The organism is Streptomyces sp. NBC_00510, assembly GCA_036013505.1.
GTDB lineage: Bacteria > Actinomycetota > Actinomycetes > Streptomycetales > Streptomycetaceae > Actinacidiphila.
On record CP107851.1, the window covers coordinates 8,408,391 to 8,421,662 of the forward strand.

The following is a 13,272-nucleotide window of genomic DNA, read 5'->3' on the forward strand; positions in this document are numbered from 1 at the left end:
GGGCCGCTCCTTGATCGGGCGATGCTTCGCCGCCTGGGACTCACGGTCGGCGAGGACTGCCGCCTGTGAGGCTGGTGCCGCCGTCCCCGATACCCTCGTAAGGTCTGCGCCCCGTCAAGAAGACGACGTGGCCCCCACTGGTGTGACAACGCGCCGTGAGCGTGCGAAGGCGTCAGCCGAAGAACTTCTCCAGCTCGGCGGCGAGTGCTGCAGGCTGCTCTTCCGCGATGTAGTGGCCGCTGTCGGCGATGGTGGCGTAGCGGATGTCGGTGGCCTTGCCCTCCATCATCGCCTGCACCACGGCGAGGTACTGGCCACCCAGTCCCAGGACAGGCATCGTCAGCGGCGGGTAGGAGTTGTTGTCGGCCAGGTCCTGGTGGAACGTCCGGTAGACGCCGAAGGCCGCGGCCACCGCTTCGGGCGCGTCGTAAGCCGCGGCGTACAGGGCACGGCTCTCCTCGCTGATCCGCTCCGGGTGGAGCGCCAGGTGTTCGGTCGACCAGTCGATGATGTGCCGGAACCGTCCCGCCAGCAGCTTGACGGGCAGGCCGTCGACCTGGCTCAGCGGATACCACCAGGCGTTCGGCTGTTCCGGGGTGGGGAAGGGACTGATGACGTCGAGGAATATCTGGGAGAAGGGTCCTCCCTCCCAGATGGCGAGCTTCTTCGTGGCCTGGGGGTGGTTCGCGGCGAAGCTGTAGGCGACCATGGCACCGATGTCCCCGCCGGCGATGTTGACCTGCTCGTGGCCCAGGCCGCGGATCAGTTCGTAGACGTCCTGCGCCATGTTCTTCTTGTCGTAGCCGCCGGCGGGCTTCTCCGAGGCGCCTTGCCCGCGGTAGTCCACGGCGATGACGCGGAAGCGCTGCGCCAGTGGGGGGAGGAGGTCGCGCAGAGCGTGCACGGTGCGCGGCCATCCGTCCATGAGGACGAGCGGCTCGCCCTCGCCTCCGGTGATGTAGTGCAGCCGGGTGCCGTTCACCTCGGCGTAGCCGTGTTCGAATCCTTCGAGCATGTTCGGTTCTCCTGTGTGCGATGGTGGTCACTTGCCCGGAAGTCGGGCCATGACCAGGTGAGCGCCGGCCTTGCTGGCGGATGCCCCCGTGCATGACGAGCACCTGGCGCCCTCGTTTCCGCGATGCGGTCGGGCCGTTGGGTGGTGTGGACTTCAGGAGGGTTCTGGAAGGATGATCGACTTCGCCAGGCTGGCCATGGTGTCGAACCGGGCGAGCTGGTCGTCGTCGATGACCGACGGTGGCGCCTCACCGGGCCTGGCGGGGAGGGCATGATCGACGAAGATCTGTTCCAGGCCCGGAGGCGTGAAGATGAAAATCATCCTTGCGGCGTGGCTGGCCTTGTTCTTGAAGCGGTGACGGACCCCTCGGGGGATGTGAACGAAGTCGCCCGCGACCGCGGTGAAGAGATGGTCCCCGTCGAGGAACTCCAACTCCCCGTCGAGGATGTAGAACGTCTCTTCCTGCTCGGGGTGCGCGTGAGGAACGGGTCCGCCGCCGGCCGGAACCGTGGCCTCGATGAAGCCCATCCCGCCGTTGGTCTGCGCACCAGTGGCCTTGATCGTGTAGACGTCACCCGCGGCCCACACCGTCGGGCCCTTGCCTGACGGCACATGGAACGCGCCGCGCTTGTCCCAGTGCGGGTCGTGTGAGTCGAGATCGGCCAAGGAAAAGGTCATCGGTTCCTCGAAGTCTGGCTGGGATTGTCATGGAAGACGCCACAGCCGTGCGTGCGGGCCTGTGACGCATCGTGAACTGGGCAGCCCGCGGGCCGGGAAGGCGGAGCGTCGGGCTCTTCGGCGGAGGGGAGTGCCTTCGATCCGCCAACAGCCCGTGTTCCGAAGGAGGATGCGCGGAGTGATCACATCTGGATCTGTAGGGCAACCCCGTGCCCGGAGTCTCCGCGATCAAGGCATGCGTATCGTCGACCATCCCGGGCGTGACCGCGAGGAGCCGTCCGGCTCCGCAGCCGCTCGGGACAGGGGTCGTACCTGCCGAACGGCGGGCGGCCTGACGAACTCCCGTGATGGAGTCACGCGTCACGAGCAATCTCGCACCGAGTTCCGTCCCATGAAGCAGGTATGACCCCGTAACTGATCGCAAAGTCGCACAGGAGCCCGGCAACGCCCCAACCGGTCCTGGCAATTACCTTACGGAGTCTCATTCGCGGCCTTTCAGTCATTGTGATTGGAGGTCGTGTCGTGCAGGGCGCCTACGCAGGCGCGCGAGGGTGTTACGGATGGCTCGGGGCACTGCCCGGCGCCTTCGTCACCCGTCCTCGGATACGGTCGTGAGCCGCGCAAAGGCGCGACAGCCCACCGTCCGCCGCGAAGCGACCGTGTTGGTCGCATTCATGAGCGAAGGGTGTGATCGGCGCTGCGACCCGACAGGGAGCGGCGAGTAACCGAGCTCAGTCCGTGGACGGCCGGCCCTCGACAGGAAGGGACCGCTTGCCCAGGTTCCGCCAGGCTATGGCGCCCAGGAGCGGGGTCAGGACCATGATGACGAGCCAGCCCGCCTTGGGCAGCATTCGAATGCGGGCATCGGGTGTCCTCATGCAGTCAACCAGAGCATAGACGTACAAAACCGCGATTATCGCGTATATCGCGTATTCCAGCACTGCCGTCATGGGGTTATCTCCTGTGCCGCGGAAGTGATTACTGCAGCCAGTCCGGCAGATCCCCTGTCGTGCCCGGTAGTTGTGGTCACGATGATTCCGCCCTTCCTGTGATCGTTACGGGTGGCTCAGTGCGCAGCCGGGCAACTTCGTTGCCCTTGAGCGAATACGGTCAGTAGTTGGCCGGGCGGCGTGATCCGCAGGCTCGCTCCGCTGCCAGTTCCTCAGGTGGACGAGACAGCCACCGCCAATGTGACGGGTGCGGAGGGACTTGGTGACGAGGGAGCGCTTGCGTGCCATCGGCCAAGCGCGGCCCGGCAGGAGACGGAACATCCCTGGGGCCGGTGTGCCGGCCAAGGGAGGCGACGCGATCCCTTGGGTGGGTGCCGGCCGTTCCCCGGGTGCGAGCGACGGTCGGTGTCATGCGGTGTCCATCGGCGAGGTCGAGGTCTCCTCCGCCCGGTCCATGAGGCCCTCCGTCCCGGGTCGACGCGCGGCCGGGCGACCCCACGCCCTGGCCAACTCGTAGGCGTCGAAGCGAACGTGGCCGGCAATGCGGCACTTCGGGCTGGGGCGCCGGGGAGTCGTCTGCTGGCCCGCCACGCCGGCACCCGCACCTCGTGGACGTTCCGCTCCGGTGCCGCCGCCGACACGTCGCTGCTGCCGCTGCCCCAGGTCGACTACGCGGTGCCGGTCGACGCCCGCAACGCGGTCGGCTCGCAGCGCACGCACGACCTGGGACTGAACGTCCGGATGCAGGACGGCATGGCGACGCCGCGCGGCGTGCGGCTGTTGGTCGAGACCTCCTACGACGACGGGAAGACCTGGCCACGGCACGTACGGCCCCCAAGGGCAGTGGCTTCACCGCCACCGTGCAGCGGCCGGCCAAGGTGCACGGCGACGCGTATGTGACGCTGCGCGTGACCGCGAAGGACGCGGCCGGCAACTCCGTCCGGCAGACGATCGACCGCGCCTACCTGCACGGCGGCGCACGGTGACAGGGACCGTAGCGTCGACTCGTACCTCTTGAAGTCGCGGCGGGTGCCGGGGTATTGGACCCCGGCACCCGCACCCTGTCAGAAGCGCACGCGGCCCCGTGGGACATCGAGCACGCGACAGACGGTCCAGGTCGCCCTTGCGGCGCCTACCGGTGGTTCCTCGCCGCGGCGGTGGCGCGGTAGGGGGCCAGGAAAGCGGTGAGTGCCGCCAGCAGTTCCTGTGGGGCCTCCTCGGCAACCCAGTGGCCGCTGCCCGGGATGACCAGGGACCGCACGTCGTCGGCCGCGAGCTTCATGGTGGTCGTCACTCCCTCTCCGACGCTTTGCGCTCCACCGATGGCGAGGACGGGGATGCTCAGGCGTCGCTTCACACGGTCGGCGTTCTGCGCGAAGGTGGCGTCGAGGTCGCGGTACCAGCCGAAGCTGCCGCCCAGCGCGTGGCGATGCGAGGTGAGGGACTCGATGTAGTACCGGACGGCGTAGTCGGGCAGCTTTCGCGCCGCCTTGGTGTCGAGCTGCCACCCGAAGTAGACGTCCTCCCGGCCTGCGACCAGGAGCTCGTTGACGTCGTCGAGCCGGTTGAAGGGGAAGTGCCAGAGCATGTTGTTGGCCTGGGCGGGGCCGAGCAGAGGCGGCGAGGGCGTCACACCGGGAATGACGGCTTCCGCGACGGCGAGACGGTCGACGCGGTGAGGGTGGTCCGCTGCGAGCGCGTAGCCGATCGGCATGCCGGTGTCATGGCCGACGACCGCGAAGCGTTCGTGGCCGAGGGTGTCCATCAGCGCGGCCAGGTCGTTCGCGAGGGTGGCGGTGTCGTAGCCGTCGCGGGGCTTGTCGGTCAGCCCGATGCCGCGCTGGTCCACGGCGATGACCGTGAAGTTCCGCGCCAGCACCGGCATGATCATGCGCCAGGCGTACCAGTTCTGCGGCCAGCCGTGTATCAGGAGCAGGGGCGGCCCGTCGCCGCCGACGACGGCGTGCTGACGTATGCCACCGGCCTGGATGAGCCGGCTGGTGAACGTCCGACGGAATCCTTCGGGGAGCCCGGGAACACCGGACACGGATCCGAAGCCCTTCGGGGTTTGCCGCGGAGCGGCCGTGGCGGACGGAGCGGAGACACCGGTGAGCGCGAGACCGGCAGTGACGGCTGCCGCGCCGCCGACGAAAGCGCGCCGGGAGACCTGGCGCGGCGGCTGGTCCGGGTGCGATGACGGCATGCCGGGACCAAGCTGGCCGGGCGGTTCGATGGGGGAGGGGTTCACACTCGGTTCCTTTTGCGGTGGTGATCAAACGGCGCCGGCGGGGCAAGGCGCCCGGCGACGGGGCGCGGCCAGTGCCCGATGGCGTGACGTTGCGCCTGTACGAGCCGCCTTGCGTCCCTGCATGCGGCATGCGTGCACGCACGAGGAACGAATAAGAGCATATGCTCCTATTTCTGGGAGGGCAATGCGGTGTGCTCTGGGTCATTCCGGAGGAGGGGCCCGGCCCCACGCCGGCGTGGATGGTGGACCTTCCCAATTAAGAGTAGATGCTCGTATAGTGCACGGGAAGCCTGTGGAGGACGCGATGACAAGTGCTACGTCGAAGGCGGACCTGTGCAACAACCTGGCGCTGCGGAAGGCGTCGCGGTACCTCGGCGCGACGTACGACAAGGCGCTGGCCCCGCTCGGTCTTCGGGCGACGCAGTTCAGCATCCTGCAGCAGCTCGGCGTTCACGAAGAGATGACGATCACCGCCCTCGCCGACGTGATCGCCATGGACCGTACGACCATGGCCTCCAGCCTCAAGCCCCTCGCTCGCGAGGGACTCGTCACCGTCGAGCCGTCGGCAACCGACCGCCGTGCACGCATCGTCGCCGCCACGCCCGCCGGCCTGGCCCGGATGAAGGCGGCACTCCCGCGGTGGGAAGGGGTGCAGGCCGAATTCGAGAAGAAGTTCGGTGCCGAGAACGCGGCCCGGATGCGCGCCTTCCTCGATGCCGTCCTCGACACCGGCTTCGATCCCTGGGCTGAGTGAGCACTGCGACTGGGCTGAGCTGGGCGCTCGTGCGGCTGTGCTTGGGTCCGTCGCGCACAGGCGAGGTCTTTCGTGGCAGTGTGGTGCTGCCGTGCCTCGGCCATGCTGTGAACCTCGAACCCGGCATGGCGGGTGAAGGCCGGCAAGGACGTGTCGTTCCCTTGCCCTTCCTTTAATAGGAGCATATGCTCCTATTAAAGACATGGTGGCCCGCAGGACCTGAAGAGGCTGGTCAGCGCGCAGCTCAGCGCCTTCCCCGGCTCCAGGCCCGTTGAAGAGGCCGGTTCCAGTGCCTGCCGAGCCCCGCCTCCGGTCATCGCAACCGCCGAGAGATCGCTGACCCCGCATCGCGAGAAGGAACCACGTCATGACCCTTGTGAAGGCAGCTGCCGTCCAGATCAGCCCCGTGCTCTACAGCCGTGCGGGCACGGTCGGGAAGGTGGTGGAGAAGATCCGTGAGCTGGGACGGAAAGGTGTCCGGTTCGCGGTCTTCCCGGAGACCGTTGTCCCGTACTACCCCTACTTCTCCTTCGTGCAGCCGCCTTACACCATGGCCAAGGAGCACCTGCGGCTGATGGAGGAGGCGGTGACCGTGCCGTCCGCCGACACGGATGCGATCGGCGCGGCGGCCCGGGAAGCCGGAGTGGTCGTCTCGATCGGCGTCAACGAACGCGATGGCGACTCCCTGTACAACACACAGCTGCTGTTCGACGCCGACGGCACTCTGCTCCAGCGCCGCCGCAAGATCACGCCGACGTACCACGAGCGCATGGTCTGGGGTCAGGGCGACGGCTCCGGGCTGCGTGCCGTGGACAGTGCCGTCGGGCGCGTCGGCCAGCTCGCCTGCTGGGAGCACTACCAGCCCCTCGCCCGCTACGCCCTGATCGCCGACGGTGAGCAGATCCACGCCGCCATGTTCCCCGGCGCGTTCGGGGGTCCGCTGTTCGCGCCGCAGATGGAGGTGGCCATCCGTCAGCACGCGCTGGAGGCAGCCGCTTTCGTCGTCAACGCCACCGCATGGCTCGACGCCGACCAGCGGGCGCAGCTCGCGGCGGACACCGGTGCCCCGGCCGGGGTGTTCTCCCAAGGGTTCTTCACCGCCATCGTCGACCCCGAAGGCGGCATCATCGGCGAGCCGCTCACCTCGGGTGAGGGAGAGGTGATCGCCGACCTGGACCTCACGATGATCGACCGGCGCAAGCGCCTGATGGACGCCCGGGGCCACTACAGCCGACCCGAATTCCTCAACCTGCAGATCGACCGCACGCCCACCGCACCGCTGCTTGACCGCAGCACCCACACGCCGGTCCAGCGCGTCCACATACCCAACGACGGCCTGCACTCGGAAGTCTGAGGCCACCCCGCGTCAGGAGGCGTTGCCGCTGGTGGGCACGCCTCCTGCCCGGTGCCAGGGCACGTCCGGGCCGGCCGGCCTCGCGGAGAGTACCGGTCAAGCAGAGCTCCGTGTGTCCTTGGAGCACCCCGCCCGGCGTGAGGATCACACGTGCGCAAGCTTGTCCGGGTTGAGGACCCTGCGGTAGGCGGTGATCAGGCCGTCCTTGATCTCCACCGTGTCCACGGAGACGGCTCGCCCATCCCTGCGGAGGAGGAGCGCCGGCTCGCCTCCGACCTCGATGACCTCGATACTGTCCGCGCGCAACAGGCGCCCCGCCCGCATCATGACCATGGCGATGCGCGCGCCGCCCCGGATGAGCTTGCGTGCCGCGGCGACCCTGCCGCCACCGTCGGTGACATATACGGCATCGGGGTGCAGCAGACGCACCAGGCCGGCCATGTCCCCCGCTTCGTAGGCGCTGCGGAAGGCGGCGATGAGGCGCTCGCGCTCCGCCCGGGAGGCGTCTACGGTGCGCTGCCTGGCCCCGGCCACCTTCCGCCGTGCTCGTGAGGCGAGTTGTCGGGCGGCCGCCACGGAGACGCCGAGCACGTCGGCGATGCGGCTGAACTCGAGACCGAACACGTCATGGAGGATGAAGGCCACACGCTCGGGCGGCTTCAGTTCCTCCATCACCAGGAGCATCGCGGATCCGACGGATTCGTCGACCAACACCGGCTCAGAGGCGTCCGGCCCCGTCAGCAGGGGCGCCGGCAACCACGGCCCGACATAGGTTTCCCTGCGGGCGCGGGCGGACTTGAGGATGTCATACGACCGTCGCGCTGCCACCGTGACCAGCCAGGCCCGCAGGTCACGGACGTCGTTTAGGTCGGCTGTGGCTGCCCGCAGCCATACGTCCTGGGCCACGTCCTCGGCATCGACCACGCTACCGAGCAAGCGGTACGCCGCTCCGAAGACGGCGGGCCGGAGGGCTTCCCACTCGTCCTCGAGCATCCCAGGTGGCCTGGGTGTACGCGTCACGTCCATGGACGTGGCCTCCTTCGCCCCGGTGTTCAGGTGAGCACCTCCCTGCACGGGGAGTACATGTTGAGAGAGGCCCACGTCGTGCAGACCTGCCAGTCGCGCCCGAGGGCTCGGCGCACATGTCGCCTCGGCGGCAGCCTGCGCCTGTGCCGGAACGCCGAGCGATATGTGACCAGCGGTTTCGCCGGGCCCCAGCAATAGGAGCATATACGCTTAGCGTCGAGGTCCCCGACGGTCCGCTCCCGCACGAGCCGGATCGCAGGCTTGCCTTCGACAAGATAGGAGCATATGCTCCTATCTGCTCACCGGAATCATCGGCAACCGATCGATAGGCAAGCCGCCCCGGCCGGATCTTCGAAGGAGACACGACATGGCGAACGCGGAAAGCAGTGACACCGACCGCCAGGGACTCAGCTACTACCCGTGGTGGCTGGACAACCTGGCCGACGACGTCACCCTGGAAGGCGCCGCCATGAACGGCACCGCGCGTGGCGCGGAAGCGGTTCGCGCCATCGTGGTCAAGGCCCGCGAACTGTACGACTTCCAGGACTTCAGCTTCACCGGCGACTTCGGTGACAACGGCTTCCTCGAGATCTACGACGCCGCGGTCCTCGGCGAGCCTATGAAGGTCGTCGTCACGGTCACCTGCGACGCCGCCGGACAGGCCCAGGAACTCGCGGTGCTCCATCGGCCGCGCAACACGCTGCTGCTCTTCTCCCGCGAGATGAACAAGAAGTTCGCCGGTACCCCCCTCGCCGAGCACTTCCTCGCCGACGAGTCCTGAGACGATGGCCCCCCCCCGACGGCTCTCAGTGCCCAGCCCAGGGGCCTCTTGGGCCGTCCGCCCGGTCGGCCACGAGGGGGTGGATCCTAGGTTCGTTGCGCGCGCCCGCCAGTCGTGCTTGGCTCGCCCGATGGACCTTCTCTTGACGGCAAGTGGCCTGCGCAACGAGACGCTGCGGGATGCGCTGCGGGACATGCTGGGAAAGCCGTTCGGATCGGCGAACGTCGTGTTCGTTCCCACGGCGTCGGTCGCCGAGCCCGGGGACCACGGGTGGGTTGTCGAGGACATGAACCGGCTGCACGATCTCGGCTGGCGGGAGTTCGACGTCCTGGAGCTGAACGGCCTGCCCCGGCAGATGGTGCTCGACCGGCTGCTCCACGCCGACGTCGTCTATGTCGAGGGCGGCAGCCACTACCACCTTGCGCGCAGCATCACCGGCAACGGCTTGGCCGAGGGCTTCCTGGAGGCGCTGGAGAACCGGGTCTATGTGGGGGTCAGCGCCGGATCAATGATCTTCAGTCGTCATCTCACCGGGCACTCCGCCGACGTCATCGGGGACACTGCGGACCTCCACGTGCTCGGCGCGACGAACGTGGAGCCGCCGTTCGGCCTCTTCGACTGGTATCTCAAGCCCCACCTGTACTCGCCGGATTTTCCCGAACGGGATGACGCCTGGGCTGATCGCATCGTTGCGCGGGCAGACTTTCCGATCTACTTCATCGACGACGAGACAGCCGTTCGTGTCAGGGACGGCAAGGTGGATGTCGTATCTGAAGGCCGGTGGCGGTTCCATCCGTGACTCAGCTCCCGGTGGAGAGTTCCGGACAGGTCAGTGCGGCGCCCACGGGCCGCACTGATGCGGAGCTGATGCAGGGCTCGAGTCCTGAAGGCACTGGAAAGGGGCGCCAACCGGGCCACACCCATCCGGTCAACGTGCACGGAGTCGCCGATCTCCAGCGCCACCGCGCCATCGGGCAAGAAGAACGCGTCGTACCAGTCCCCGCACCCGCCGGGCAGTGACTCCGAGGGGTATTGAACGGCCTGTGGCGTGAGACCTTCGGTAAGGTACCGCGCCGGACCGATGGGTGGCTGCACCGTACTCACACGTCTAGTGTGGAATAACGAGATAGCGACTCCAAGTAGGTGCATCAATGAGCATCGGAATAGGAAAGACTAACAGGCTCATCACGGCATTGAAGACCCTCCTGGCAATCTCCGCCACCTCGGGCTCCGGAGGATGGGGCGAAAGCCGCCGACATAGTTCAATGGTGGAGCCGTCGCCATCGACTTACCCGCAATCTCAACCACCCGCTGGTTTTCAGTCCAAGTACGTGGAAGTAAATGGCTTCCGTATGCACTACATGCAGGGCGGCAAAGGCGCGCCCGTGGTAATGATCCACGGGTTCCCTCAGACGTGGGCCGAGTGGCGGCAGCAGATGGGTCCGCTCTCCCGGACTCACACCGTGATCGCCGTCGACCTGCGTGGCACTGGCAACTCACAGGTCACGAAGAGTGGTTACCAGGCAGCGCAGTTGGCTGAGGACGTGCATCAACTGCTCGAGCAGCTGGGACTCAACAACGGCATCCAGGTAGTCGGCCACGATGTTGGCGTGTGGGTCGCCTACGCCTACGCGGCGCAGTGGCCGTCGGAGGTGCGCCGCATGGCCGTGATGGAAGCCCCCATTGCGGATGACAGCGCCTACAGCTTCCCCGTTCTGAACGTTGACCCGAAGAAGCCCTCGCCGTGGCACTGGGGCATGTTCCAGATGCCTCTCGCTGAACACCTCATCGCCGGTCACGAGCGTGTCTTCATCCAGGAAATGATCACTGCGTACCTGGTGGGCAACGAGTCACCGTTCACGCCGTCGGACTATGACTACTACGCCCACTTCCTGAAGGAGCCCGGCCGCACGACGGCGTGGATGAGTGTATACCGTCAGCTCCGCGCGAACGTTCAGCAGAACAAGGAGTTCTTGGCCCGAGGCAAACTGAAGATGCCCATCCTCGCCGTCGGCGCGCAGGATTCCTTCGGTGGAATGATCGTCGACCAATGGCGTGATTACGCCGAGAACGTCGACGGACGAGTCCTGATAAATTCAGGACACTTCGTGACAGAGGAGAAGCCGCAGGAAGTGACAGTCATGCTGCAATCCTTCCTGCAGAATTAGCTTTCACAGCCAAAAAGCCTTTTCCAACTTGTCGTCTGTCCTGGTCAGAGGGTTGCTCGGGGCCGGCGAGACCGCCCTGGTGCAGGCCGGTGGATCAGTACGGCTTCGTGCCGAGGCGGACGGCGACGACATCCGCGCCGCTACAACCCGGCCATCGTCGGTCGGTTGTACCACGTTCACGAAGAGCGAGGGCAGGACGCTCGCCCCCAGCACCCGGCGCAGGGCGTAGCGCCGGTGGGTCGCCTGCGCCCAACCGCCGCGATCCTTCCCGAGCTGAGCACCTCCTAGGTGCGCCGGATGACCAGCACGGCCACGTCGTCGAGGTGGTCTACGGCGACCACGGCGTCGAGGATGAGGTCTGCCGTGGCCTCGACGTCGAGGCGGTCCCGGAGGGCGCGGCCGGCCAGCGCTCCCGCTCGCTCCAGTCCGGCTTCCAGCGTCAGGCCCGGCCCTTCGACCAGGCCGTCGGTGACCATGACCAGCGCGGTGCCTTCTTCCAAAGTGAAGGTCTCCTCGGGGTAGTCGATATCGGGCAGGACTCCCAGGACGGGCCCTCCGGGAAGTGTGCGGATGCAGTGGCTGCCGTCGTCGCGTGCGTGGAGCAGCGGAACGTGGCCTGCGCTGGTGCCGATGACCTGACCGTCGCGCGGATCGACATGCAGCATGGTGCAGCTGGCGAAGCGTGGTGCGTCCATCGTGGTGAGCAACTCGTTGGTGCGTGTCAGCACCGTTCCTGGCTCGGGCTCGTGGGCGGCGATCGCACGCATGGACGAGCGCACCTGTCCCATGAAAACCGCGGCATCGACGTCGTGCCCTTGGGCGTCGCCGATCTCGAGTGCGACCGCACCATCGGGCAAGAAGAACGCGTCGTACCAGTCTCCGCCGATATCGAGCCCGTCCCGGCTGGGCTGATAGCGGACGGCGACCTCCAGGCCCGGGAGGTGCTCGGGCAGCGTGGGGAGCATGCTCTGCTGGACCGCCGTGGACAGCTCGACGTGAGCCTGCTGCAACCTGATGCGCCTCAGGGCCTGGCCTGCCAGATCGGCCAGAGTGGTCATGAAGGCGAGCTTCTCCAGGGACGGAGGGCGCTTACTGTCGTACGTCACTGCCCAGGCCCCGAGTGGCCGGTCGCCCGGCGGGCCGAGGGGAGTGATCGACATGGCGACATCGGGGCCAGGCGGTGCCTGAGCCGCACTGGTATCACTCAGCCAACACCGCGCGAGTTCCTCCTGGTTGGCAATGAACTGCGGCTGACCGGTACGGATCGCACAGGGCAACGGCCGGTCCTCGTCGAGCGACAGACCGAGCAGGGCATCGGTCTGCCATGGGGGGATCCCGGCGTCCGAGGAGACGCGCAGACGCCCGTCGTCGACGAGCGCGAAGAGGGCGCCGAAACCGCCGTAAGCCGCGGCGAGCCGAGTCAGGACTACCTGCTGCAACTCCTGCTCGGTGGCGGCAGTGAACAGGGCGGAGGAGAACGCGGCGACCTCATCGGCGCGCTGCCGCTCAGCACTCACCGCAGCCAGCATGTCCTTTCGGTGCGCCTCCATCTTGGACTCGTCGCGGATCATCCCGAAGACCCGTTCGGGACCGCCGTATCCCAGCGTGATCCGGCGCGCTTGGCTGGCCAGCATGCGCCAGCCGTCGTGCTCGGTATGGAACCGCGACCTGATCCACGGGGACTGGGCGACGGACGAGCGCACAAGCCGCTGCACGTCCTTTCGGTCCTCAGGGTGCACTCGCCGGATCACCATGGGCAGGGACATCGACGCCTGCGGGAAGAGTGCGGCCAGGGCGGGCTCGCCACCCAGCCACTCGATCTGGTGCTCATCGGGTGAACACATGTAAAGGCCAAGGCCGGCGGCCTTGGCTGCAAGGTCGAATGGGATCAGCAGGCCGCCGAGGTCATGTCGCGCGTCCAGCGAGTGCACCCACACAAGCCGCTCGCCATCTGCGGGGTCCGTTACCGGCCGCGCCTCGACCAGGCAGACCACGGACGCTTCGCCCGTACCAGGGAATTCCAGCACCCGCATTGCGAGCCTCTTCGTCGTGGCCCCGTGCGCCAGCAGGCTCCTAGCCGAGATCCGCTGATCTTCGGACAGCAGGTCACTGAAGCCGCGGCCTACGCACTGTTCCTCTGGTCTGCCCAGCGCTGAGGCCATTGCGGCGTTGAGACAGCGGATGACACCGTCCAGGGTCAAAAGAGCCGACGGTGTGGCCCTCTGTAGGAGTTCGTCCGAGGCGTCCATCTGCCGCTCCCTGACCATCATCGAGCGATATGACCCCGATGGGGGTAAT

Annotated in this window: 12 protein-coding genes; 6 read left to right on the forward strand and 6 right to left on the reverse strand. The window is 67.2% G+C overall.

The features are described from left to right. Positions 1 to 172: 172 nt before the first annotated feature. The 3 genes from OG937_38150 to OG937_38160 form a co-directional block, all read right to left on the reverse strand. On the reverse strand, positions 173 to 1,015 hold the full coding sequence (locus OG937_38150; protein ID WUD77116.1) for an alpha/beta hydrolase: 843 nt from the start codon (positions 1,013 to 1,015) through the stop codon (positions 173 to 175). A gap of 153 nt (positions 1,016 to 1,168) precedes the next feature. Then, positions 1,169 to 1,693, reverse strand: coding sequence for a cupin domain-containing protein (locus tag OG937_38155; GenBank protein ID WUD77117.1), 525 nt, complete (start codon positions 1,691 to 1,693; stop codon positions 1,169 to 1,171). Between the two features lie 731 nt (positions 1,694 to 2,424). Next, a complete protein-coding gene (locus tag OG937_38160; GenBank protein WUD77118.1) occupies positions 2,425 to 2,643 on the reverse strand; it encodes a PLD nuclease N-terminal domain-containing protein in 219 nt (72 codons plus the stop codon). 531 nt (positions 2,644 to 3,174) lie between these two features. On the opposite strand from OG937_38160, the gene OG937_38165 reads away from it, so the two are divergent. Next, positions 3,175 to 3,543: a hypothetical protein gene (locus OG937_38165; protein ID WUD77119.1), complete on the forward strand. Its 369-nt coding sequence runs from the start codon at positions 3,175 to 3,177 to the stop codon at positions 3,541 to 3,543. 232 nt (positions 3,544 to 3,775) lie between these two features. Here OG937_38165 and OG937_38170 read toward each other — a convergent pair whose 3' ends face one another. Then, entirely contained in the window at positions 3,776 to 4,846 is a 1,071-nt protein-coding gene (locus tag OG937_38170) for an alpha/beta fold hydrolase (protein WUD77120.1), read from the reverse strand. A gap of 349 nt (positions 4,847 to 5,195) precedes the next feature. Here OG937_38170 and OG937_38175 point away from each other — a divergent pair, with 349 nt between their 5' ends. Next, positions 5,196 to 5,645 carry a MarR family winged helix-turn-helix transcriptional regulator gene (locus OG937_38175; GenBank protein ID WUD77121.1) on the forward strand — a complete coding sequence of 150 codons (450 nt, stop codon included), beginning with the start codon at positions 5,196 to 5,198 and terminating at the stop codon, positions 5,643 to 5,645. A 367-nt stretch (positions 5,646 to 6,012) separates the two neighbouring features. Beyond that, positions 6,013 to 6,999 (forward strand): aliphatic nitrilase, encoded by a 987-nt coding sequence (locus OG937_38180; protein WUD77122.1) that lies wholly within the window; start codon positions 6,013 to 6,015, stop codon positions 6,997 to 6,999. A 144-nt stretch (positions 7,000 to 7,143) separates the two neighbouring features. On the opposite strand, the gene sigJ is transcribed toward OG937_38180, so the two are convergent. Continuing rightward, a complete protein-coding gene (gene sigJ / locus OG937_38185; protein WUD77123.1) occupies positions 7,144 to 7,992 on the reverse strand; it encodes an RNA polymerase sigma factor SigJ in 849 nt (282 codons plus the stop codon). Positions 7,993 to 8,392: 400 nt separating this feature from the next. On the opposite strand from sigJ, the gene OG937_38190 reads away from it, so the two are divergent. The 3 genes from OG937_38190 (at position 8,393) to OG937_38200 (ending at position 10,974) form a co-directional block, all read left to right on the forward strand. Beyond that, complete coding sequence (locus OG937_38190; GenBank protein ID WUD77124.1) at positions 8,393 to 8,806, forward strand: hypothetical protein; 414 nt, start codon at positions 8,393 to 8,395, stop codon at positions 8,804 to 8,806. Positions 8,807 to 8,936: 130 nt separating this feature from the next. Continuing rightward, complete coding sequence (locus tag OG937_38195; protein WUD77125.1) at positions 8,937 to 9,605, forward strand: peptidase E; 669 nt, start codon at positions 8,937 to 8,939, stop codon at positions 9,603 to 9,605. 352 nt (positions 9,606 to 9,957) lie between these two features. Beyond that, the gene (locus tag OG937_38200; protein ID WUD77126.1) at positions 9,958 to 10,974 is read left to right on the forward strand and encodes an alpha/beta hydrolase; all 1,017 of its coding nucleotides are present in this window, start codon (positions 9,958 to 9,960) and stop codon (positions 10,972 to 10,974) included. 284 nt (positions 10,975 to 11,258) lie between these two features. Here OG937_38200 and OG937_38205 read toward each other — a convergent pair whose 3' ends face one another. After that, on the reverse strand, positions 11,259 to 13,223 hold the full coding sequence (locus OG937_38205; GenBank protein WUD77127.1) for a SpoIIE family protein phosphatase: 1,965 nt from the start codon (positions 13,221 to 13,223) through the stop codon (positions 11,259 to 11,261). Positions 13,224 to 13,272 lie beyond the last annotated feature (49 nt).